This window comes from Romboutsia sp. LXY-2, assembly GCF_056171995.1.
On record NZ_JBKFGI010000003.1, the window covers coordinates 399095 to 424073 of the forward strand.

The 24979-nt window shown below is 27.1% G+C and carries 24 protein-coding genes; 19 read left to right on the forward strand and 5 right to left on the reverse strand.

Annotated features, from left to right (window positions below; translation table 11 throughout):
* Positions 1-12 precede the first annotated feature (12 nt).
* Positions 13-1878 (forward strand): hypothetical protein, encoded by a 1866-nt coding sequence (locus ACI48P_RS07645; RefSeq protein ID WP_475214894.1) that lies wholly within the window; start codon positions 13-15, stop codon positions 1876-1878.
* A gap of 173 nt (positions 1879-2051) precedes the next feature.
* Positions 2052-3389, forward strand: coding sequence for a hemolysin family protein (locus ACI48P_RS07650; protein WP_475214895.1), 1338 nt, complete (start codon positions 2052-2054; stop codon positions 3387-3389).
* Positions 3390-3472: 83 nt separating this feature from the next.
* Here ACI48P_RS07650 and ACI48P_RS07655 read toward each other — a convergent pair whose 3' ends face one another.
* Positions 3473-5293, reverse strand: coding sequence for a sensor domain-containing diguanylate cyclase/phosphohydrolase (locus tag ACI48P_RS07655; RefSeq protein ID WP_475214896.1), 1821 nt, complete (start codon positions 5291-5293; stop codon positions 3473-3475).
* A 197-nt stretch (positions 5294-5490) separates the two neighbouring features.
* Between ACI48P_RS07655 and ACI48P_RS07660 the strand changes: the two genes are divergently transcribed.
* The 11 genes from ACI48P_RS07660 to ACI48P_RS07710 all read left to right on the forward strand — a co-directional run bounded on the left by ACI48P_RS07660 (position 5491) and on the right by ACI48P_RS07710 (position 16956).
* Positions 5491-6183, forward strand: coding sequence for a response regulator transcription factor (locus tag ACI48P_RS07660; protein ID WP_475214897.1), 693 nt, complete (start codon positions 5491-5493; stop codon positions 6181-6183).
* On the forward strand, positions 6180-7421 hold the full coding sequence (locus ACI48P_RS07665; protein WP_475214898.1) for a sensor histidine kinase: 1242 nt from the start codon (positions 6180-6182) through the stop codon (positions 7419-7421). The genes ACI48P_RS07660 and ACI48P_RS07665 overlap by 4 nt, the downstream gene beginning before the upstream one ends.
* Positions 7422-7499: 78 nt before the next feature.
* Complete coding sequence (locus tag ACI48P_RS07670; protein WP_475214899.1) at positions 7500-8183, forward strand: ABC transporter ATP-binding protein; 684 nt, start codon at positions 7500-7502, stop codon at positions 8181-8183.
* The gene (locus ACI48P_RS07675) at positions 8176-10560 is read left to right on the forward strand and encodes an ABC transporter permease (protein ID WP_475214900.1); all 2385 of its coding nucleotides are present in this window, start codon (positions 8176-8178) and stop codon (positions 10558-10560) included. The genes ACI48P_RS07670 and ACI48P_RS07675 overlap by 8 nt, the downstream gene beginning before the upstream one ends.
* 471 nt (positions 10561-11031) lie before the next feature.
* Positions 11032-11847, forward strand: coding sequence for a hypothetical protein (locus ACI48P_RS07680; RefSeq protein ID WP_475214901.1), 816 nt, complete (start codon positions 11032-11034; stop codon positions 11845-11847).
* 21 nt (positions 11848-11868) lie between these two features.
* Complete coding sequence (locus ACI48P_RS07685) at positions 11869-12174, forward strand: hypothetical protein (RefSeq protein ID WP_475214902.1); 306 nt, start codon at positions 11869-11871, stop codon at positions 12172-12174.
* 16 nt (positions 12175-12190) lie between these two features.
* The gene (locus ACI48P_RS07690) at positions 12191-12319 is read left to right on the forward strand and encodes a hypothetical protein (protein WP_475214903.1); all 129 of its coding nucleotides are present in this window, start codon (positions 12191-12193) and stop codon (positions 12317-12319) included.
* A gap of 504 nt (positions 12320-12823) precedes the next feature.
* Positions 12824-13507, forward strand: coding sequence for a response regulator transcription factor (locus ACI48P_RS07695; protein ID WP_475214904.1), 684 nt, complete (start codon positions 12824-12826; stop codon positions 13505-13507).
* Positions 13491-14891, forward strand: a complete 1401-nt coding sequence (locus ACI48P_RS07700; protein ID WP_475214905.1) for a sensor histidine kinase — start codon at positions 13491-13493, stop codon at positions 14889-14891. The genes ACI48P_RS07695 and ACI48P_RS07700 overlap by 17 nt, the downstream gene beginning before the upstream one ends.
* 240 nt (positions 14892-15131) lie before the next feature.
* A complete protein-coding gene (locus ACI48P_RS07705) occupies positions 15132-15563 on the forward strand; it encodes a MarR family winged helix-turn-helix transcriptional regulator (protein ID WP_475214906.1) in 432 nt (143 codons plus the stop codon).
* 16 nt (positions 15564-15579) lie between these two features.
* Positions 15580-16956 carry an MATE family efflux transporter gene (locus ACI48P_RS07710; protein WP_475214907.1) on the forward strand — a complete coding sequence of 459 codons (1377 nt, stop codon included), beginning with the start codon at positions 15580-15582 and terminating at the stop codon, positions 16954-16956.
* Positions 16957-17013: 57 nt separating this feature from the next.
* Here ACI48P_RS07710 and ACI48P_RS07715 read toward each other — a convergent pair whose 3' ends face one another.
* A complete protein-coding gene (locus ACI48P_RS07715; protein ID WP_475214908.1) occupies positions 17014-17259 on the reverse strand; it encodes a hypothetical protein in 246 nt (81 codons plus the stop codon).
* Positions 17260-17313: 54 nt separating this feature from the next.
* Positions 17314-17532, reverse strand: coding sequence for a hypothetical protein (locus tag ACI48P_RS07720; protein WP_475214909.1), 219 nt, complete (start codon positions 17530-17532; stop codon positions 17314-17316).
* 520 nt (positions 17533-18052) lie between these two features.
* Here ACI48P_RS07720 and ACI48P_RS07725 point away from each other — a divergent pair.
* From ACI48P_RS07725 to ACI48P_RS07735, 3 genes are all read left to right on the forward strand, one after another.
* Positions 18053-18193 (forward strand): hypothetical protein, encoded by a 141-nt coding sequence (locus ACI48P_RS07725; RefSeq protein ID WP_475214910.1) that lies wholly within the window; start codon positions 18053-18055, stop codon positions 18191-18193.
* A gap of 109 nt (positions 18194-18302) precedes the next feature.
* Positions 18303-18689, forward strand: coding sequence for a hypothetical protein (locus ACI48P_RS07730; protein ID WP_475214911.1), 387 nt, complete (start codon positions 18303-18305; stop codon positions 18687-18689).
* Positions 18690-18754: 65 nt separating this feature from the next.
* Positions 18755-19606 (forward strand): L,D-transpeptidase family protein, encoded by an 852-nt coding sequence (locus ACI48P_RS07735; RefSeq protein WP_475214912.1) that lies wholly within the window; start codon positions 18755-18757, stop codon positions 19604-19606.
* 100 nt (positions 19607-19706) lie between these two features.
* On the opposite strand, the gene ACI48P_RS07740 is transcribed toward ACI48P_RS07735, so the two are convergent.
* Positions 19707-20030: a hypothetical protein gene (locus ACI48P_RS07740; protein WP_475214913.1), complete on the reverse strand. Its 324-nt coding sequence runs from the start codon at positions 20028-20030 to the stop codon at positions 19707-19709.
* Positions 20031-21057: 1027 nt separating this feature from the next.
* Here ACI48P_RS07740 and ACI48P_RS07745 point away from each other — a divergent pair.
* Both ACI48P_RS07745 and ACI48P_RS07750 read left to right on the forward strand, forming a co-directional pair.
* A complete protein-coding gene (locus ACI48P_RS07745; RefSeq protein WP_475214914.1) occupies positions 21058-21495 on the forward strand; it encodes a cytochrome b5 domain-containing protein in 438 nt (145 codons plus the stop codon).
* A 38-nt stretch (positions 21496-21533) separates the two neighbouring features.
* Positions 21534-22463: a DUF1848 domain-containing protein gene (locus tag ACI48P_RS07750; RefSeq protein ID WP_475214915.1), complete on the forward strand. Its 930-nt coding sequence runs from the start codon at positions 21534-21536 to the stop codon at positions 22461-22463.
* 403 nt (positions 22464-22866) lie between these two features.
* On the opposite strand, the gene ACI48P_RS07755 is transcribed toward ACI48P_RS07750, so the two are convergent.
* Complete coding sequence (locus ACI48P_RS07755; RefSeq protein ID WP_475214916.1) at positions 22867-23814, reverse strand: sodium:calcium antiporter; 948 nt, start codon at positions 23812-23814, stop codon at positions 22867-22869.
* Between the two features lie 338 nt (positions 23815-24152).
* Here ACI48P_RS07755 and ACI48P_RS07760 point away from each other — a divergent pair, with 338 nt between their 5' ends.
* Positions 24153-24941, forward strand: a complete 789-nt coding sequence (locus tag ACI48P_RS07760) for an enoyl-CoA hydratase-related protein (RefSeq protein WP_475214917.1) — start codon at positions 24153-24155, stop codon at positions 24939-24941.
* Positions 24942-24979 lie beyond the last annotated feature (38 nt).

Below are 24979 nucleotides of genomic sequence, written 5' to 3' on the forward strand. Positions count from 1 at the left end.
GAGATGGGGCTCATGAGAAAAATTAATTTACCTAAAAAATCAATTGCATCATTAACAGGATTAATGATACTTTTTAATACAGGTGTATCATTTGCAGATGTAAATAAAGAGGAAACGGTATATTCAATACTAGATAGCAATGGAAATATTGAAAAAACAATTGTTTCATCATGGATAAACTCAGATAATAAGTTAGGTGAATTTAAGGATATTAGCAATCTTACAAATATTACTAATGTTAAGGGAGATGAAAAGCCAACTATTAACGGTAAGAATATAGATTGGAATGTTAACGAAGAAGATTTATATTACAAAGGAGAAAGTAACCAAGAACTTCCTATTAATGTACAAATAAAATATGAACTTAATGGTAAAGAAATAAAACCTGATGAGCTAAAAGGTAAGTCTGGTAAATTTAAAATAACTATAAGCCTCATAAATAACGAAAAAAGAAAGTGTACTATAAATGGAAAAGAAAGAGAATTATATGTACCATTTTTAACTGCAACAGAAGTATTGTTTAATAGAGAAAATGTAAAGAATGTAAAAATAAATAGTGGTGAATTAATTGATGATGGTAAAAATTGTTCAATAACTTTTGCTTCAAGTCCAGGATTAAAAGAATCGCTAGATTTAGATGAAGAATTTAATAAATATATAGATTTAAAAGATACATTAGTAATAGAAGGAGAAGCTACAAACTTTGAAGCACCAACAATTATGCTTGCTGCAACACCACAATTGCCAGAATTACAGGGGTTAGATGAAAATTCAACAATAAATGATTTATCTAAGGTGTTAGATGATTTAAACAATGGATCAACACAATTATTAGATGGATCACAAAAATTACTAAATGGAAATAATGAGCTTAACACAAATTTTGTAAAATTTGATAAAGGTGTAAAATCAATAGATGAAGGAACAAATAAACTAAACCTAGGAATTGATAAGCTTATAAACTCAACTCCAACTTTAGAAGCAGGAGCAAAGAAGCTTAGTCAATCACTAACTCAACTAAGTGATGCACAAAATAAGTTCTGTGAAGGTGTAAAACAATATGTAGCTAATAGTTCTCAATTAAATAGTGCATACTCTATGATCAAAAAAGGAATAACTGACTCTTATGCAGGAAGTACACAAGTATTAAAAGGACTTGGTCAAAGTAATTCAGGGTTAGACGCACTACTATCATCAACAAATAACATTGATGATGCCTCAAGTAAATTAAATAGTATTGCTAATTCAGTATCAAGCACAAATCCAGAGTTAGCAGCACAACTAAATGAAATATCTCAAGGATTAACTCAAGTATCACAAGGACAAAAAGGTGGTATAAATAATATTAAATCAGGTATGTCAGGATTATATGGTGGAGTAAATAATTTAAATATTGGACTTGGGAAATTAAATGAAGGTTCAAATACTTATGCTAGTAACTTTAATAATTTAGTAAATGCTGGTTCAAAATTAACAGCAAACTCTGATCAATTATCACAAGCAGCATTAGAAATAAAATCTGGAGGAGAACAACTGGCAAAAGGAGCAAACGATTTAAATAAAGGGGCTAGCCAATTAGGTGCAGGTAGTAAATCTTTAGCAAAAGGAACAAAAGAACTTAGCACAAATTCTAGTAAACTATTAAATGGTACTAATGACTTAGCGAAAGGTTCAAAAGACTTATATGATGGTGTATATAAATTAAAATCAGAAGGCTTAGATAAAATTTATAATGAAGGAAATATAAAATTAAAAGATATTGAAAATATTATTGATATAAAAGATGAGCTTTTAGATTTATCTAAAGAATATAATAATTTCTCAGGTATAGAAAAAGATATGAATGGTAAGGTTAAGTTTGTTATGAAAATTGGTTAATAGAAAATGAAATCTTTTATTATTATTGAGCTGCTAGTTTTTAACTAGTAGCTCTAATTTTAAAATATAATAATTTTATTTTTTTATTTAATGCACACTTTTCATTAAAAATTCATACATAATACATTAGAAATATGATATAATCTCTTAAAACTATTTTTAAGGAGGAATCAATGAATAATTTAGACGCAGACCCCAGGTCCATCATCCCACAATTAATATTAATAATTTTACTTACGGCAGTTAATGCTTTCTTTGCATCAGCTGAGATGGCTATAGTGTCAGTAAACAAATCGAAAGTTAAAAAGTTAAGTGAGGATGGTAACCTAAAAGCACAATTACTTGAAAAACTAATGAAGGAACCAAGTAATTTTTTATCAACAATTCAAATAGGTATAACTTTAGCTGGATTTTTCTCGAGTGCACAAGCCGCAACAGGAATATCAGGTTATATAACGAAATCTATTAATTCTTTTAACATTCCTTATGCACAGGCAATCAGTGTGATTAGTATTACAATAATACTATCTTTCTTTACTTTAGTATTTGGAGAATTAGTACCTAAGAGGATAGCACTTAAAAAATCAGAAAGAATATCTTTATTTGTAGTAAAGCCAATATATTATATATCATTAATAGCAAAGCCATTTGTAAAAATTCTTTCAGTATCCACTAGTATAGTATTAAAACTTACTGGTAATCATGACATTGATATTGAAGAAAAAGTATCTGAAGAAGAAATAAAAACTTTAATTGCTAAATCACTTCAAGATGGATGTATTGAAGATGAAGAAAAAGCAATGATATCTAGAGTTTTTGAATTTAATGATAAGATGGCAAAAGAAATTATGATATCTAGGAAAGATACATTTATTATTAATATTGAGGATAATATAGAAAGTATTCTAGATAATGTATTAGAGCAAAACTACTCAAGAATACCAGTATATAAGGAACAAATTGATAACATAATAGGTGTTTTATATGTTAAGGATTTAATGATAGAAGCAAGAAAACATGGCTTTGAAAATATCAAAATAGAAAATATTCTTCAAGAACCTTGTTTTGTACCAGAAACAAAAAAAACAGATGAGCTATTTAAATTACTAAAGGAAAAAAGAACACATCTTGCCCTGTTATTTGACGAATATGGAGGTTTCTCTGGGATTGTTACTATGGAGGATTTAGTAGAAGAAATAATGGGTGATATTGATGATGAGTATGATTTAGAAGACTCAGATGTATTAAAAATTGATGACGATAACTTTATTGTAAAAGGCATTTTATCAGTTAGTGACTTCAACGATAAATTTGACATAGATATAGAAGATGGAGAATATGACACATTAAATGGATATTTATTAACTGCCTTTGGAGAAATACCAAAGGAAGGAGCAGAAGTAGAATTAGAGGATATAAAGCTTAAGATTCTGAAAGTAGGAAGTAGAAGGATTGAAAAAGTTAAAGTTGAGTTTTATAATAGATTTCCAGATAATGTTGTAAATGCATAACAAAATGATATATAATAAAGGACTGCTATAACTGAGTAAGTTGTAATAGTCCTTTTGCATTTAATATAAGTTATTAGATAAGTTTATAAATTGTAAGCTAATAAGTTTGCGTCTATTTCTAATTCATTATTGGCCTCTTTTTCAAGAAAATCTATAAAATATGCTACTAAGGTAGGGTCAAACTGTGTTCCAGAACATCTATTAAGTTCGTAAATAGCTTCTTCTTTACTCATAGCTTTTTTATAAGTCCTATCTGTGGTCATAACATCATAAGAATCAGCTATGTTTATTATTCTTGCAATTAAAGGTATTTCTTCTTTTGATAGACCAAGAGGATAACCACTTCCGTCCCATTTTTCATGATGAGTTAACACACATTTAGCAACATTACCAAGCTCACTAGAAGCATTAATAATTCTATAACCTTTTTCAGTGTGAGTTTTCATAATTTCATATTCATCAGAAGTTAGCTTTCCTGGCTTTAATAAAATATCTTCACTTATTCCTATTTTACCAATATCGTGCAGTTTAGCTACAAGAATAAGTTCATCCAACTCTGACATTTTAAAATCTAATTTTCTCCCTATAGCAAAAGCATATTTTACAACTCTTTGAGCATGTTCATTTGTCTCAAGATTTTTTTCTTCTAAGCTGTTCATTAAAGATTCTATAATAGAACTTTTAATACTCTTTCTCTCAAGAAGCTTTTGTCTATAAACTTTTTCTTCAACTTTTTTTATAGATTCATATATATCTTCATCAACATCGTATTTAACGTTTTCGCCTAATGCAATGCTAAGTTGCATATATTCGTATTCTTCCTGTTTACACTTGTAAAGAATACTTCTCATTAGTCTCTCACACTTAAACTCATCACAATTAGGAACTAAGATAATAAATTCATCTCCGCCCCACCTAAATACGTAACCGCTTTCCTTGCACACTGATTTTAGTACAGAAGAGATGCTTTTCAATAGCTTATCACCTTCAAAATGACCAAGTGTATCATTTAATACTTTAAGTCCATTAACATCACCCATTATTATACCAAGGGGATGATATTTAAAATGATTTAATTCCTTAATTTTTTCTTCAAAGCTATTTCTATTGTATAAACCAGTAAGCATATCTATTTCACTTAAGTACCTAAGTTTTTCTTCTATTTTTATTCGATCAGTAATATCCCTAGCCAATCCGACTAAACCAATAACTTCACCTTCCTCGTTAATAATAGGCGTTTTTATACTTTCTTCTGTTCTATAATCAATATCCATTGGGTTAAAACTATATTGGAAGTGTTGTGGTTTTTTATTTTCCATAATCAACCTATCTTGTTCAATAAATTGCATGGCAGATGATTGATTATCAAGAAGATCCAAATCAGTCTTTCCTAGTATTTCTGTAACTCCCATTTTAGTGTATACTTCTTCAAAAGCTTTATTATATCCTATATATCTACAGTCCTTATCTTTATAAAAAATTGCTTCAGGAACTGTATCAATAATAGTTCTTAAAATATTCTTTTGATTTATTACTTCAATTTGTTTTTGTTTTTTATCATTAACATCAATAACTATACCGGCAACACCTTGTATCTTATTGTTAGAGTCAATCATTGGGAAGATATATGCTTCCATTTGAGAACCATTAATTTCGCACTCAGAAATTGTTAATTGTTGGCTTACTAAAACTTCATCTAACAATCTATTGTATAAATTAGCTGCTTCAAAGGGAAAGGCATCAATGTTTTTTTTACCTACAACGTCATAAGCATTAACATTGTACATTTTCTCATAGTGTTCATTTATAAAAAGAAGCCTGGTATCAACTCCAGATATCCAAACTGGGTAGGGCATGTTTTGTAAAAATAATTTATATATATCTATAGAATTTTCTATGTTCATTTATCAATACTCCTTAAAATTTATTACAGAAGTTATTCCAATAATTGTATTTTACATGGGTTTGCAAAATATGTCCATAATTACATGACAAATACACAAAAAAGGCTAAAATGTACTAATTTTGATGCGAAATAGCTAATAATGAAATATTTTGCTATTATATAATGGAAAGACTACTTAATATATTAGGAGGAAACATGGGAAGTATTTTACTTTTAGAAGATGATAAATCATTAAATAGAGGAATAAGCTTTAAACTAAAAAGAGAAGGATATGAGGTTTATAATACCTTTACTATAGGTGAAGCAAGAGACGTATTTAATAATAGTAAAATAGATTTAATAATTTCTGATGTAGGATTACCAGATGGATCCGGATTAGATTTTTGTGAAGAAATAAGAAAAAATAGTAACGTTTATATTATTATCTTAACTGCACTAGATCAAGAAATAGATATAGTAACAGGTTATGATATAGGAGCAGATGATTATATTACTAAGCCATTTAGCTTAATAGTATTAATATCAAAGATAAACGCGTATATGAGACGAGTTGGCTCAACTAATACTGAAAACATATTAACTTGTGAAAAAATAAGATTTGATTATGTAAATAACAAGATTATTAAGGCAAATTACGAAACACTACTAAGCAATAATGAAGCTAAGTTACTAAAATATCTTATGGAAAACTCAACTCAGACAGTTACTAAAGAACAATTATTAGAAGTACTTTGGGATATAGATGGAAACTTTGTTGATGAAAATACTATAGCAGTAAATATTAGAAGACTTAGACAAAAAGTTGAAGACAATCCTTCAAATCCAGAATATATAAAAAATATTCGTGGATTAGGATATTCTTTTGCAAAGAGGTGTTTAAAAAAATGATTACTATATTAAGAAGAGAACCTATCTTTAAAAAGATTTTTATTATTGCAGTATTGTCCATAAGTTTGATTTTTTCTATATTTACATATTTTCAGTACAATAATTTAAAAAGCATTTATAAAGAGCAAAATGAAATTAATAAAAGAATAGTCGGTACTTTAGTAAATAAATACCCAGAAGATGAAGTAGATATAGTAAAGTCTATATACTATTCTAATGATGATTATAAAGAATTAGGTGAAATAACACTTAGTAAACTTGGCTATGATGAAAATTATGAAATGGGTAAAAATATTAACTTTACCAATCAATTATCAACTTTTATGATTACAAATATTATTGGATTTTTAGCAATAAGTGCCTCAATAATTATACTTTTAATTAGCTTAGTAAAATATGTATTTAAGAACCTTGAAGAGTTAAGTAGAGTACTACAAAAAATAATAAATAATGGAGATTATTCAGAAATAAAAAGTGATGACGATGGAATATTTAGTGTTATTAATAGCGACCTTAATAAGTTATCACGAAGTTTACATATAAAGATTATTAACTTGGATAAAGAAAAAGAAAGTATTAAAGAGTTGGTAACAGATATATCTCATCAATTAAAAACTCCACTAGCATCACTAAAGCTATATAACACATTGTTAATTGAAGAAGAAATTGATGAAGAAGATAGATTAGAATTTTTAAAAACCAATGAAATGTCTATTAATAAATTACACAATCTTATAAATTCATTGGTTAATATTTCTAGAATGGAAGCTGGAATGATAAGTATTAAAAAAGAAAATAAAAGTATTAAAGAAACTATCAATAGAGCTATAAGTAGTGTAAAAGCAAAAGCAAACATAAAGAATATCAATATTAACTATGAAGACTTTAAAGATAGCTTTATATTACATGATTCAAAGTGGACGGAAGAATGTATATTTAACGTACTTGATAATGGTGTAAAGTATACTGATGAAAATGGAGAAATTAAACTCTCAGTAAATGATACTATTAATTTTATTAGAATAGATATTGAAGACAATGGTATTGGAATAGATACTTCAAAATATAACGACATATTTAAAAGATTTTATAGAAGTGAAGAAGTTGAAAGTATAGAAGGATCAGGTGTGGGATTATATTTAAGTAGAAAAATATTAGAAAGACAAGGTGGAAATATTATTGTTTCATCAAAGAAAGGTATTGGAAGTAAGTTTTCATTGTTTCTTACAAAAGTGTAAGACTTCTTGTAAGATTAATGAAAGACTATCTATGTATTATTAAAGTATAAATAATACATAGACAAGGGGCAAATAAATATGAGTATACTAAAAACAAGTAAATTAAAAAAATATTATGGAAGTGGTGAAAGTTTAGTAAAAGCAATTGATGACACAAACATTTCAATAGATGAAGGTGAGTTTGTTGCTATAGTAGGAAAATCAGGTTCTGGTAAAAGTACTTTATTACATATGGTAGGTGGTCTTGATAGACCAACAGCGGGTAAGGTTTATATAGATAATAAAGATATATTTTCTCTAAAAGATGAACAGCTTGCAATATTTAGAAGAAGAAAAATAGGCTTTATATTTCAGTACTATAATCTAATACCATCGCTAAATGTATGGGAAAATATTGTATTACCAATTGGACTTGATAACAAAGAAGTAGACACAAATTTTGTAAATGATATTGTTGAAGCACTAGGACTTACAAGTAAGAAAGAGTCACTTCCAAATACTTTATCTGGAGGACAACAACAAAGGGTTGCAATAGCTAGAGCTCTTGCTACAAGGCCTTCAATAATACTAGCTGATGAGCCAACAGGAAACTTAGATTCTAAAACTTCAGATGAAGTAATGAGCTTACTAAAAACAATGATAAAGAAATACAACCAAACACTAGTAATGATAACTCATGATGAAACTATAGCTCAAATGGCAGATAGAGTAATATATATTGAAGATGGTAAAGTAATAAAAGGTGGTGTTATAAATGATTAACACTACAAAAATTGCTAAAAGTAATCTTAAACAAAATAAATCAAAAAGTATATTAATACTTATAACAATAATTTTATCAACAGGCTTATTATCAGCACTTGCAATGACTTGTGTTGACTGGAGTGAAAGTAATAAAGCAAGAGTAAGAAAGTACTCAGGAACTTTTCATGGTGCATATGCAAGCGTGGATGATGCTACTTATGAGAAAATCAAGATTCATGCAGATATAGAAGATACAGGAGTATCAAATGGTATTGGAATAAAAGAGATTGGCGAAGAAAATAAACTTGGAATAATGTATTTAGATGAAAATGCCATTGAATTTAATAGTACAAAGCTATTAGAAGGAAAACTCCCAACTAAATCTAATGAAATAGTTCTTGATGATATTGCACTTGAAAAATTAGGATATGAAAAAAAGTTAGGTCAAAAGATAGTATTAACTTATGAAGATTTCTCTAAAAAGGGAGAAACGACATCTGAGTTTGTATTAACTGGAATTACAAAAGCTAGTGAAATGGCTAAAATGAAAAAAGCATATACAGCAACAGTTTCAAAAGATTATATGACATCAACAAGAGATATGTCAAAAGAAAACTATATTGTATATATAACACTTAATGGAGTAAATAAATTATCTTCTGGTGAAATTGAATATAAAATTGAAGAGATAGGTGAAGATTTAGAAATAGCAAAGATTAATAGAAAAATAAATGAAGATTATATAAACACTTTAAATCCTGATGAAGAAGTTATGCTTTGGAGAGTAGTAATAGGAGCGGTAGTATTACTATCTAGTATTTTAGTAATATATAATATTTTCTATTTATCTATTGTTACTAAAGTTCAAGAGTTTGGTAAATTAAGAGCAATAGGTGCTACTAAAAAGCAAATAAAAGAAATAGTTCTTAAAGAAGGAATGATTTTATCAATAATAGCAATTCCTATAGGAATTGCCATAGGCTTTATTTTAAATAAGTTCTTATTATCTCAGATGTTTGCATTTACTGAAGATGTACCTAAACTACCTATAGTAATTGGAGTAATAATTATTAGTTTATTAGCAGTTATGCTATCTTTATTAAAACCAATGAAGGTTGCGTCGAAGGTTTCAATAGTTGATGCTGTAAGATACAATGGACAAGAAAATACTAAAAATAAAACTAGAAAAGGCTATAATGCCATAAACTTAAAAAGGCTAGCCTATGCAAACTTAAGTAGAAACAAAAAGCGTACTTATGTAACAATAATATCTTTATCTCTTAGTGGAATTATATTTATTGTTATATCTTGTTGGATGAATAGTATAGATGGAGAGACTATGGCTAGAAATCATTTCCCATCTGATATTGGAATATCTCTAACTAATTATACTTTTGGAGATGATGAAAGTCATCAAACAGAATTAAATCTACTTCAAATGAACAATCCATTAGGAGAAGAATTTGTAAATCAAATGCTTAGTATTGATGGAGTAGCAAAAATAGACAAATCAAAATATTTAAAAGTAGAGTTAAAAGGGGAAGAAACATCTTATAAATATCATAGTTTAGTCGGAACAAATGAAAATGATTTAGAAGAGTTAGAGTTGTATTTAGAAGATGGAAAGATTGATTTAGAAAAACTTAAATCAGGTGAAGAAATAATAATCTATGATTCTTCAACTGTTAAAGAAGCAAATATAAAAGTAGGAGATACAATAACTCTAACAATATACGATGGAGATAAACAAGTAGATAAAGATTTTAAGGTGCAAGCAATAAGTGGTGGATCAGGTAGTTTTGCAGTACATGATGATGTATTAGATAAACTAGTGAAAACAGATGCAACTACATCGTTAGGATTATATGTTGAAAAAGATAAGTATGATAGCGTTAAAGCTTATGTAGAGAACTTAGTAAAAAGCAATGAGTATTTTGAAGCAAGCTACATTGATGATGAAATAGATACATATAAGTTCTTAGTAAGTACTACAAAGGCTATTGGATATAGTTTAGTCGTAATAATTGGGATAATAGGATTTATCAATTTAATAAACTCAATGATAAGCAGTATTATTAATAGAAAGAAAGAACTAGGTATGTTACAAGCAATAGGATTAACTGATAAGCAGTTAGTAAAGATGTTAAATATTGAAGCTATGTTTTATACATCAATAATGTTATTTACTTCATTGACTTTAGGAAATATATTAGGATATATAGCAGTTTATGTATTTAGAAAAACTGGAGGATCATATGCTGTATTTACATTACCTATTGCTCAGATATTAATTATGGTTGTGTGTGTTGTAATTGCACAATTGTTGTTGACTTATTTGATTAGTAAAAACTTTAACAAAGAAAGCCTAATAGACCGTGTACGATATAGTGATTAGGTTGAATTAACTAAAAATTGTTAGTAATTATAGCTCCGTGGATGATGTATAAGTTCTTTGCCATGCAGGCTAAGGGCGTGCCTGAAAATGGCAAGTGAACTTATATATCATCCCCTACGCTAAATTACAAACAATTTTTTTGTTAAAGAACTATGGGAGGAAAAATTAAAAGATAAGATCCTATATTATAATAATGAATGTATTTGCGCTTTGCTTAAAATAGTTATTTATATTTTTATAAAAATTAGTATATTAGATACTTTTTAAATATATGGAATATCATGGTATTATAGAGTTGGATTCTTATTATTTTTCAGGTCTATAAAATTATGTGGGGAAGGTATGTTTTATTTTTTAGAGTTTATTAAAATTATAACTGAGTATGCTTGGATTTAGATGTTACCATTAATTATTTTCGTGTTTATGAAAATATATAAAAAAAAAGATGGAGAAGTATATGAGTCGAATTTAGTGTTGAAGATGATAGGCTTTTATATCTTAGGAGGATTCAATTTCAGCCTTAATGGAATTATTAGTATACCTATATTATTACCTTTAGGTTATTGTATTTACCATTTTTTTATTAAGGATAATGAGAGAAACAATAAAATCGTAAAGCATAAGTGTGCAGTATTTGGAGTTGCTATGCTTTATGTTGGATTTTTAAATGGATTAATTTATAACTCTTTAGAATATAGAGACTATAGAATTAAAAATTATAGCGCTAATGTAAGAGATATTAAAGATGAGTGGAACTATATTAAAGAAAAGCTGTATTTAGATTATAATAATATGCTTGAGGAGTTTAGGATATCTTACGATAAAGATGATAATATTCAGAATGTATATTATTATTTTATTAATGAAAATGAAAATAAACTTTTTATGGTAAGTGATGATCTTGAAGGAAGATATCATATTCAAGTTCAAAAATATAGAGATGATCAAAGTGGATCAACCTGGGGATGGTTTGATGATGATTATAGAAATATTAATGTAGATGAGTTTATGAAGATAATTTCAAATATTGAGTTTGCAAAATCCACTTTAGAAGAAAATAAAAATATTGCAACTTACGATGTGGTTTATTCAGCATATGATACAACTACAGCATCTGATGAGTATGAAAATAGTATAGCTTATATAATTGAGTCAGATGATGGTACTCTATATAGAAAGGCAAAAAGGAGAGAGTTACCTCTTGTAGGGACTAAGATAAATTACATGCCAATGGAAAGAGTTACTGAAGGGCAAACTGAATCAGTAAGTACAGACTGTTATTTATGATTCCCTTCTTATGGTAATATGTTGATTAAAGATAGTACTGAAAAATTGACTATAGAAAATGTTAAGAAAGATAAATTTTTAGAGATTTATAGTGAAGGTAATACTTTTTATGATGTCTATTATTATCTAGATACTGAGTCTTGGGAAGAAATTGACAAGAGTGAGGTAGAGGAATCACCATATTTAATTATTAAGGATGATTGTGATACAACTATAACTATTTATGAGAAAGACAATTATGCCGTATATGAAGATAAAGATGGAACAGCTTATTTTAGAGTAAGTGATTATTCAATGGATAACTTACAAATGATAAAATATCAATAATTAGGGATAATAGCAGATGGACTTAACGGTACAGGGGATACTAAGAAGAGAACTACTAGAAGAATCTAAAATAGTGGCTACTATTACAGAGGTTCATAGAGTTCTTAACTCAGGCAATTCTGTATTTGAATTATATCCTGCATAGCTGGCTAATCCTGAATATATAAAAAATGTAAAATCTATTAATAAAAAAATTAAAGTAGTTTCTTCTGGAGGATTAATATAGATAACATGAATGATTGGCTAGAAAACTAGTAACTAAGTACAAAGAATATAGATTAAGTAAAATAAATAATTAATAGACTATATGAAAATCCTATACAGTAGACAGTTACGATGTTTACGTTATAGGATTTTTTATATATAAGATAAAAGTTAATACTAAATAAAGCATTCTATTTTACCGTATATTAATATTAATAAGATAATAACATAAACATTAAGAAGTAGTATATTAGATTTTTATTCATAAATATGATAAAAATACTGAGGTAATTTAAATTATGGTACATAATAATACGTAATTATAGTATTATAGAAGTTGATAGTTTTAAATAAGATTTATATTATATTTAAAAATAATCGAAAAGTGATATAAGACTAATATATATATTCTTAGTAAGGTGATTTTTTAATGGGAGAGTTTAACATGATGAAAATATTACTTGTAGATGATGAAAAAAAGATATGTGAATTTGTAAAAGCATATCTGGAGAATGAAGGATATAATACAAAGGTAGCATACGATGGCAAAAGTGCTATTGAGTATTTTGATAATGACATATTTGACATAGTAATTCTAGATAGGATGTTACCAGATATTAGTGGTGAAGATGTGTGTAAGTATATTAGAAGCAAATCTAATACACCAATAATAATGCTAACAGCAATGATAGAAGATGAAGAAAGAATTGAAGGTTTTAACTTAGGTTGTGATGATTATATTTGCAAACCTTTTAACGTTAAAGAGCTAATCTTAAGAATTAAAGTATTCTTAAAGAGAAGTGGAAAATTAGATAATAATGAAATCATAAATCTAAATGAAGAAATAATAATTAATACAGCTTCACATGATGTCAAGGTAAGAGGGAATTCAATAATACTAACGAATACAGAATATAAGATATTGTTGATGATGGCATTGAATCCGACAAAAGTATTTACTAGAGAAGAATTATTAGAAAAAGTTATTGATGGTTATCATGAAAAAATGGATAGAGTAATTGATAGTCATATAAAAAATCTAAGGCAAAAGATTGAAGTTGATTCAAGAAATTGTAAGATAATAAAAACTGTTTATGGGGTAGGTTATAAATTTGGAATACAGGTTTAATAAAATATCTCTTAATAAGCATATAATCATATCTTTTGTTACGATTATTACACTGACTATTGTAGTAATTGGAGGTTTTATTCATAATACTTTTAAATCTGAATTTAGTAAATATGTTGATAAAGGAAACAAACAGGAAGTAGAACATTTAGTTTATGATATTAGGAACATGTACTCCTTAAAAGGATTTAGTAAAGATAGCATAAAAGTATTAGGCGAAAGAGCTATAGATAAGGGCATGGCTCTAGAAGTATATGATAGCAATGATAAGCTTATATGGAGTATCTTTGAAGAAGATAAGATGTTATTTAATGATACGCTAAATAGTATTAGTGAAAATATGGAAAAAATTGATAATAACTGGAGCCAAGATCTTGAAGAATACAAATTTGGTATTTATAATGATGATGATAAATTAATAGGATACGGAAAGATTTATCACTTTAAATCTATTTATTATTTAGACAAAGATATTGCATTCTTAAAAATAATGGACAAGATACTATTAATGATAAGTATAATTTCTATTGGCAGTGTGGTAGCAATATCAATTGTGATATCAAAGTCAATATCTCAGCCTATAGAAGAGGTATCACAGATGGCTAAAGATATTGGAGAAGGAAAGCTTAAGTCTACACTTGAATGTGATAGTAGTATCCAAGAAGTAGATGAACTTATTTACTCAATAAATAAATTATCACTAGCATTGAATAATCAAGAAATATTAAGAACAAGATTAACAACGGATATATCTCATGAACTTAGAACACCAATAACCAGCGTTCAAGGACATTTAGATGCCATTATTGATGGTATTTGGGAGCCTACACCAGAAAGGCTAATGAGTATAAGAGAAGAAATTACAAGAATTAGTTATCTAATTGGAGAACTTAGAAAGCTTGCTAAGTACGAAAGTGAAAAAAATAAATTAGATATGAAAAATACTAATATAAAAGCACTAATACAAAACATTGCTTTCAACTATGAAAAAGAAGCTATTAATAAAAACATAGAGATAAATTATGATTTAATGGAAATATGGACAAGAGTTGATAAAAATCAGATTTCACAAGCTATTGTAAATTTACTGTCTAATGCTATTAAATATACTGATTATGGTGGTAAAATAGACATTAAACTTTATGAAGATTATAATTATGTACATATTTCTATAAAAGATAGTGGAATAGGAATACCACAAGCAGATATATACAATATATTTGAAAGGTTTTATAGAGTTGATAAGTCAAGAAATACAGAGACTGGTGGTATTGGCGTTGGTTTAACGATTGTTAAAACTATTATTAGACAGCATAATGGTGAAATATTAGTGAAAAGTGAAATAGGAAAAGGCACTGAGTTTATTATTAAAATACCAAGATAATGTTTAAAAAAGATGAAGCTATGAATTTATTAAGTTATATGATAATTAATAAGTTCATAGCTTTTTTAGATAAGGAAAATGATTTTTGCAAATATGTAAGAAAAACATTAAAAAAATACAAGAAAAAGTAGTTGCGGACACAACTAAAAAGTGTTAGTATTATATAAGTTGCAAATGCAACTAATGATAAAGTATAAATATTAGGTTGCATTTGCAACTAAATTAAATAGGAGTATTAATATGGAAAGAAAGTCAAGAGAACCTATCGGGAAATATATTTCTCAATTATATAGAAAAGGAGGGACACAAATTAGTAAAGAAATCTCTACCTTTGGAATTGGTCAAGGGCAACTAATGTTTTTAACACAACTTTACAGGCAAGATGGTATTAGCCAAGAAGAGCTTACTGAAATTCTCAGAATAGATAAAGGAACTACTGCAAGAGCGATAAAAAAGCTTGAAGAAGAAAACTTAGTAACTAGAATAAAAGATGAGCAGGACAGAAGAGCATATAAAGTTTACTTAACTGACAAGGCAAAATCTATCGAAAGCAACATTTTTGAGATACTTAGAGAATGGGATGAAAAAATAGTAACAAATTTAACAGAAGAAGAAAAAGAAACTTTTACAAGAATCTTAAAGAAGATCTGTATTAATCATAATTTAAGATAAGGAGATGAATGAATGAATGAACAATAGTCAACAAATTTTAGGAACAGAGTCTATTGGAAAATTATTACTTAAGTACTCTTTACCTGCCATAGTAGGGATGATGGTAAATGGTCTTTACAATGTAGTTGATAGAATATTTATAGGAAATATACCTGGTGTTGGACCACTAGCTATAACAGGTCTAGGAGTTACAATGCCAATTATGACGATAATAATGGCATTTGGTATGTTAATAGGAATAGGTACAGCAACAAATATATCTATTAAATTAGGTCAAGGGAAGAAAGATGAAGCACAAAGGCTTTTAGGTAACGTATTGTCATTAGCAATCATAATAGGAATAGTACTTACTGTAGTTGGTCTAACATTCCAAAACCAAATACTTTCCTTATTTGGAGCAAGTGATGCCAGTTTAATTTATGCAAAATCTTATATAAACATAATATTATTAGGTACAGTATTTAACATTACTGCATTTTCTCTAAACCATATTATTAGAGGGGATGGAAGTCCAAAGCTTTCTGCAGCAATAATGATAGTTGGTTGTTTAACTAATATAGTACTTGATGCGTTATTTATATTTGGATTCAAAATGGGAATACAAGGAGCTGCATTAGCTACTATTACTTCTCAATTTATTACAGCTACTTGGGGAGTATCTTATTTCATAAGAGGTAAGTCTAACTTGAAGTTTGATAAGAAAAACCTTAAATTAGATAAATCACTAATAAATATGATATTTGCTATAGGAAGTGCACCTTTTGCAATGCAAATAGCAGCTAGTTGTGTTCAAATAATATGCAATAATTCGCTTAAGACTTACGGTGGAGATTTAGCTATAGGAGCTATGGCTACAATAAACTCAATAATAATGATGGTTGGCATGCCAATAGTTGGTTTAAGTCAAGGTGCTCAACCAATTATAGGATTTAATTATGGACGTAAGCAATATGATAGAGCTACAAAAACATTAAAGATATGCGTTGTTGCGGCAACTATAGGTTTATGTTTTGGATGGGTAATAGTTCAGTTCTTCCCAGAACCAATAGTAGCTATGTTTAATAGTGATGAGGAACTAGTTAGAATATCTGTTGATGGAATAAGAAAATACTTAATGTTTATGCCTTTAATAGGTATGTCTATGATAGGTTCAAACTATATCCAGTCAATAGGTAAAGCAAAACACGCAATGTTTTTAAGTTTATTAAGACAGGTAATATTGTTAGTACCTATGATGCTTGTATTACCGAGATTTTTTGGACTTAACGGTGTTTGGTTTGCACAACCAGTAGCAGATTTTATTTCATGTGTAGTAACATTTATAGTTGTTAAAATAGAAGTTAATAAACAAAAATTTCTAGTAAAAGAAGAGTTAGTAGACGTTTTAGCATAGATAATTTTAAAGCCTGAGAAATATTTATATTTACTCAGGCTTTTATTATATTAATTTTTAAAACTCATAATCGTCAGCAACATAATTTATCATATCATTTGCTGAAGTCAGGTAGTAATATATATGAGTCATCATTTCAGAATAAAACATCCTAGAATGTTGGTTAGCATCTATTAGAAGCTGATCTATTAGGTTAATTTGTTCTTGGATACTAATTTCTAAAATGTCTACAATAGCATATAGCCTAGCTATTAATAAGACATCATCTTTAGATTTCTTCGAGCTGCTTTTCTGAAAATTCAAATTGCTTCTTATTGTATTAAGATTACTTAAAGTAAAGTTTAATTGTTTATATAATTATTTTGAGTCATTTTTAATATCATATGGATTAATGTCAATTGCATAAAGATAATCTCTTACACGTACAATTTCAGAATATATTTTTCCTAACTCCTTGTTATATGTTGTAGTCGCTTCTTTACATGGTTCAATTATATTATTTGAATTTGCATATGTAGAATTAGGAAATAAGAAAAGTATTAAAACAATAGAAAATAAATAATAGTATTTTTTCAAAGTAATACCTCCATAATGAGTAGTTTTATAGCCATAATAATTATAATGTCTTAAATATTTTTACCTAAAAAAGATTTTTTATTTATAGTATTATTTTTAAAGAAGTATTATGGGTTATTTTATTACAATATTAAGTGGTTGATAATTTTAAAATGCAATTTATAAAAAATATTTAATAGAAGTGATAATAAATTTATTTTATTTCATTTTATCTATTGTAAATCTTTTATTAATAAGTTGTGGCACAATTTATAGGAATTTTGGAGGTGAATATGGCATGTAATGAAGCAAATTATATAAAAAGAGAAAGAGGACTCACTAGAATATATAGTAGATAAATATCTACCATTAGTTAAAGGTGTGTATTATAAGGTATTATATTCACTTAATAACGATGGGGTAATTGAAGTGTGTATAAATGATGTATTCCTTTCAGTATAGAATAATTCAAAAAATGCACAGGTGAATCTGAAGATCTTAGAAAGTAGATATGTGCAATAGCAAAGTTTAAAGCTATAGATTGTTACAGAAGAGAAGTAAAGAAGCAAGGCTAGAAGATAAGATTAGTAGTGAAAGCAACTTGGTTGAAGATGAATTATTAGCAATAGAAGAAAGAGAAGAGTTAAATGGGTGTAATAAATACTCTCTCTCCAGTAGATAGAGGTCGATTTTATAGATAAAGAACTGGATACATCAGGTTTTGCAGGGTTAGAAGGAAAGTTTATAGATGAATATACATTTGTAGGTATGCAAAATATAAGCTTAGTACAATGGATATAGAAGATGAAATACCAGACGAATTTAACTTCCAAATAAAAATTAATGTAATAGATAACTATGCAATTAGTGGAAATGATAAAGATCATGTTATCATTGGAACGTGGGCTTTTAAGGTGCATGTAAAAGTAAATAAAGAATTAAGAACTGTAATAAATGTAAAAAGTGAAAATGGTAAAGTGCTTCAAATGTCAGAAAGTGGAGTAAGTAAAGATAATAAAGGTGAGATGGGTATCTATATGCCTCCATCTGAAGAATATAAAAATATACGAGTGGTAGTTGAAAAGCCAATATTAGTTACTATTGAAGGTCAAGAAGGAACTTATGATGAAGTAGATAAAGAAGTAGTATTTGATCAAGTTATAAATATAGAAAAATAAAAATAGAACATAAAAATACATTTTCTCATAAAATATTGTAAAAGAATATGAGGGGATGTATTTTTGTGTATGAAAGTAAAAGAATAATAAAAAAAGCAAGAGAAAATATATATAAATACACTTTAGTAAATTTAAATTTAAGATCTGAAAAATCAACAGACTCACCTATAATTACAGTAATACCTAAGGGGGCTAAAATAGAAGTTTTAGATTCTGAGGAATATTGGTTAAAAGTAGTATATTATAATAACAAAGGATATGTTTATAGGGATTTTGTATCTAAAAGTAAATATACTTGGAGCAATCTTAATTTAAGAAAAGATAAATCAATAAGTACTGATATAATAACTGTAATTCCTGAAAAGTCAAGAGTTGAGGTATTAGAAGATGATGGTGATTGGTCTAAGGTAGTATATGATGATATGGTTGGTTATGTATTTAATTATTTTTTATCAGATGATGGAAATAAACCAAATGCATTTGATTATAAATATTTTTACACTGACATGACTAGATTTGTTAATGAAAATAATATAAAAAGTCCTACCAATTATTTACTAACAACTGACCTAAAGAGCAAATATACTTATGTTTTTAAAAAGGAAGATGGTAAATGGGTACAGTTACACAAATGGAAATGCACAGTTGGAAAGGCTGAAACACCTACTATTACAGGTATATTTTATATAAATGGTAGAAAGCCATCATTTGGAACAGAGAATTATTCTGTAAAGTATGCAACAAGAATTAAAGATGGTTATTATTATCATTCTATTTTATATGATTCAACAGGAAGCTATGTAATAGATTCACGACTTGGTCAGGCGCTTAGTCATGGATGTATAAGATTAGAGACTGAGAATGCAAAGTGGATATATGAGAATATATTAGATACAACACCTGTAATTATTCAATAATTAAATCTTTATATTTATAAATTGATAAAAATAGATGATAAATATTATCTTAATAAAAAGCAGAAAAGTTACTGCTTTTTATTAAGTAGATAATAATATATTAGAAGTATTTCCAATAAATAACTATACTAATTAATGCAAAAATTATTGTATAAGCTAGTGAAACTACAAATGGGACATTGAAATGGAATTTTACAAAATGATCTTTAGTACGAGTTTCGCTAGCCATAAATCTTTTATGAGATGCATTAGTTAATTCTGTAGTAAACCCACCCTCACTAGAGAAAAACCAAATTATAATAGTAAATAACAAACCAGTCATAAATGATAATTCTAAAAACTCCACTTTAAACAGATTACACAATAAATAGTTTGAAGCAAGTAGAACAATTAAAGTGATAGATCCTGAGATTAACTTTTTCAATAAATCACCCCCTATTATATAAAAATAAGTTTAGTCATGAATTTATGTAATAATAATCTAAGTGTTTTAGATATATAAGATAATTATATTTTATTCGAAGAGTAAGTGGTACATTTACTTTTTATAATTTATTGAAAATATAGAAAATTTAAAATATGTTAAGTTTTTAAGTATAGTAAAGACTTGTTTTCTTGTTTGTTATATTTTAGATATGATAAGCTGCTGTATAAATTTTTTATATATGGCAATTTAATCAAAAATATTTGTGAATAATATATATTGTTGGTTAAAATTTATATTATTAATGAATAATGATTTTAAATTTTAGATAAATGGGTATTTAACATTGCATTAGAGATTGTAGTAAATCATTATATTTTAAAATTAGAATGATGGTAAGTTACGAATTCTGTATATTAGATTTTTGACAATAGGGAGTGTGCTGTATGAACTCAGGATAAAAACAATAGAATAATATATGCTAATAAGTGTCTTTATAATAACTTTAGATACCCTTTGGACTTAGAAGATTATAATATTGAAAAATTTCAGCGAATTAATTTAGATATTTAGAAAGTATTGCTTTTTAACATAAGTTAAGACATTATGATGTTTTCAAGTATAACAAAAATGTATATAAACTGTAGTGAGTAATTATGATAAATGTGGTTATTTAATATCTATGTTAATTGATGTTACAGATATTAACTAGAATAATAAATCTTATACAGATAAAATATTTTGAGAATATTTATTGATAATATACCAGAATTGATCTTTTATAAAGAGAAAAATTTAAGGTATTTAGGTATCAATAAAAAATATATTAAACACAAGAATAAAAGATATTAAGTACCTTTTGCAGTTATAATAGTTTTTTATATATACAAAGAATTATACTAACAAATAAAGGAAAGTCATTAGTTTTTCTTTTTAATAAAAGGTGATAGTAGATATATTAATATCATAGAACCTCAATATTTTAAGTATATATATAATAATGAACTTATAATTTAGAGGTGAAAATATGAATAAGAGTTATATCGATATACAAATTAGAAATTTAGAAAATGCTATAAAAATGACAGAGCAATATATGAATATGGCTGATAACCAATATATGCTTAACTGTTTAAGAATGCAAAGATTGTATTTGAAAAACAAAATAAGTTATTTAGAAATGGTCAAAGAGCAAGACACAGTTGAGACGATCTATTCAAATAATTCATTTACAATGGAAGAAATAGAAAAAAATTATAATGGAGAAAATGGAAGTCCATCATACGTTGTAGTTAACAAAATAGTTTATGATGTAAGTAATGTAGGTTCTTGGGGTGGCGGAATGCACCATGGATTATTAGCAGGTAACAACCTTACTAATGAATTTAATTCTTGTCATTATGGGAACGTAGAATCATTAAAAAAAGTAGCGCCAATAGTTGGATATATTGTTGAAGAACAATAATATAAAATCAATTAATAGATAAAGGTAGAAAATGACTTATGATAATAAATACAGGAAATAGAACAGATATACCAGCTTATTTTAGTAAATGGTTTTTTAATAGAATTAAGGATGGATATGTTTATGTTAGAAATCCATATTATTTTAATCAGGTAACAAAATACAGGTTAACACCTGATATAGTAGATTGTTTAGCGTTTTGTAGTAAAAATCCAGAACCTTTTATTACAAGAATTAGTGAAATAAAGGATTTTTCACAATTTTGGTTTATAACAATCACTCCATATGATAAAGACATAGAACCTAATGTGCCTTTAAAAGAAAAAGTTATAGAAAGTTTCAAAAAGTTATCAGATATTGTAGGTTTAAAAAATATAGAATGGAGATATGATCCGATTTTTATTAATGAAAAATATAGTCTCCAATTTCATATAGAAAGTTTTGAAAAAATGGCTTCTTCTCTTAGTGGATATACAAATTATTGTATAATTAGTTTTGTAGATCTGTATGAAAGTACAAAGCGTAATTTTATTAATATTAAAGAGGTATCCTATGAAGAGCGTAAAATTTTAGCAGAGAAATTTGTTTCTATTGGAGAAAAATACAACATAAGAATTAAAACCTGCTTAGAAGGTGAAGAGTTCTCTAAATGTGGTGTTGATTGTAGTGGATGCATGACTAAACAAGTAATTGAGCGTGCAATTAATAATAATATCAAAGTACTAACAAATAAAATAGCAACAAGAAAAGGATGTAGTTGTCTTCTTGGAAATGATATAGGGGTATATAATACTTGCGCTCATGGTTGTATATACTGCTATGCAAATTATAATCATAATATAGTTAAAGATAATATTAAGAATCATGATCCAAATTCACCTTTATTAATTGGGAATATTATGGAGAATGATGTTATAAAAGAAGCAAAACAAGAAAGCTATATAGACGGACAGATAACATTCTTTTAATAAACAAAATTAATTAAATGAAAATATATATTTTTAGAAAAGCTGTATCTTCTTACTATTTATTATAGTAAATGAGATACAGTTTTTCTAATAAAGAAGATATATTCAACCATCTTTAAATAGTTAGTTATTAATGATCATGATTAATAAAATTATTAATCATTTTAGCGTTTAGGCTTATGTATTTATCTAATAAAAATTTCTCTATTCTTTTAAACTAAATAGCCTCTGCTAATTCATTCTTCATAACATCTCATCTTACTGTATCCTTTAAAGTTTCGCTGATTATCATAAAGCCAGTATGAGTGCATAGTTTCTATAATTATACATGCTTATAAAACAATAGAAAGGGAAATCTATAGAAATTATATTTATATTCTAAGGGCAGCCTACTAACCTTTGCTTATAATGTTAAGAACAACAAGTAACAAATCATTATACCAATTGAAGGGAATATGTATGATTTTTCTTTCTTACCGTTTAAGACAAAGAACATAAGAGGAGTAGCTATTGCTCCAAATAGAATAAGATATACTATATTTTTATCGTCAAACAAATAGATAGTTCCTTTAGTATATATAAAATCAGCAATAAAAATCACAAGAAAGTTAAATATATTACTGCCTAAGATATTTCCAACTGCAACGTTAAAGTTCTCTCTTTTTACTAAGGTAATACACGTAGTAACTTCAGGTAAGGAAGTGGCAATTCCAAGGAATAATGCACCGGCTAGTCCTGCGCCTAAGTTCAATTTTGTAGATATAATATCAGTTATGTATGTTATTAAAATGCTAAATAAAACTAAGCCAATACTTGAAATTACAAATCTAAATATTATTTGATTTAAACTCAAGTCAATTTTAGTATTATCTTCCTCAATTTCTTCATTATCATCGCTTGCCATTGTTTTAATTCCTATTATATATAAAGTGAGTATAAATATAGACGTTATGCTTAAACCTAAAACTTCAAAGTTAGCCAGCTTAAATAAGTTTAATATTAATGCTATATAAATGAAAAATAATAGTAGTGTTGTAGTACTATGGATTTTAGAAATAGAAGCATTTTTGAATATTTTACCACTAAGTAAAACTAAAATAGAAAAAATTGTTAAGTTGAACAAATTGCTACCAAGTATGTTGCCAATAGAAAGACTAGGATTATCCAACAAAATAGTAGCTGATACAGTAGTTAGTAGCTCTGGCAAAGATGTAACTGCTGATAATAATATCCCTCCTATAAATGCTCCAGACAAGGTTGTAGTCTTATCAATTAAATCAATATACTTAGCAGTCTTTATAGATAAGAAGATAACTAATGTTGCCACAATGGCGTAAGATAAATAATTCATATGTAACCTCCAAATTTATATCAAGTAAAAATAATTTAAGCTTATTAAAAGTTAAAAATATCTATTTATCATTATTAACTATTTTTTTTAGAAAAAAACTCACAAATAAAATTAATTCATGAAAGATAACTAATAAAAAATATTAATAACCAGATAGCTATAGGTTGGTTATTCAAAATTAATTATTACTTAATAAAAATAATTTTATATAAGTTAAGGAAATTTTACTTTTTATTGTCATAATCAAAAATAGCCTTCATATAATTTAATAAATACAGTAGAAAACGGTTGGAAAGTAAGGTAGAAAATCAAAAGATTAAATTATAGGGGGAAAAATTATGTTTACTAATATAATCTGTGAAAAGATAGATCATATTTATAAAATAACTATAAATAGAGAAAAACAATTAAATGCTCTTAACAAGGACGTTTTAGAAGAGCTTGATAAAGCAATAGATATTTTAAACAATGATGAAGGTATCTTTGTGGGAATAATAAGTGGACAAGGTCGAGCTTTTGTCGCAGGTGCAGACATTAATGAAATGAAAGATATGAACTTTGAAGAAGGACGTAAATTTTCAGAAGAAGGAAATCGAGTATTTAGAAAAATAGAATCTTCACCTAAACCAATTATTGCAGCAATAAATGGATTTTGCTTAGGTGGAGGCTTAGAGTTAGCCATGAGTTGCGATATAAGAATAGCATCACAAAAAGCAAAGTTAGGTTTAGTTGAATTAAATATTGGAATAATTCCCGGATTTGGAGGAACACAAAGGTTACCAAAAATAGTAGGGATAGGAAAAGCTAAAGAGCTTACATATAGTGCTAAAATTATTGATGCAAAGGAAGCATTAAAAATTAACCTTGTGAATACAGTTATAGAGGAAGATAAATTAATGGACGAGACTATAAAAATGGCAAAGGATATATCAACTAAGGGTCAGCTTGCAGTAAGATATGCAAAAATTGCAATAAACCAAGGTTTAGATATGAGTATTGATAATGGTATTAAATTAGAAAGCAACTTATTTGGTATGTGTTTTGCAAGTTATGATCAAAAAGAGGGTATGGAAGCTTTTTTAGAAAAGAGAGAAGCTAACTTTGACTTGAAAAAAGATATAAAGTAAATAATTTATTACAAAATTAGAAGTAGTAGAAATCCGTT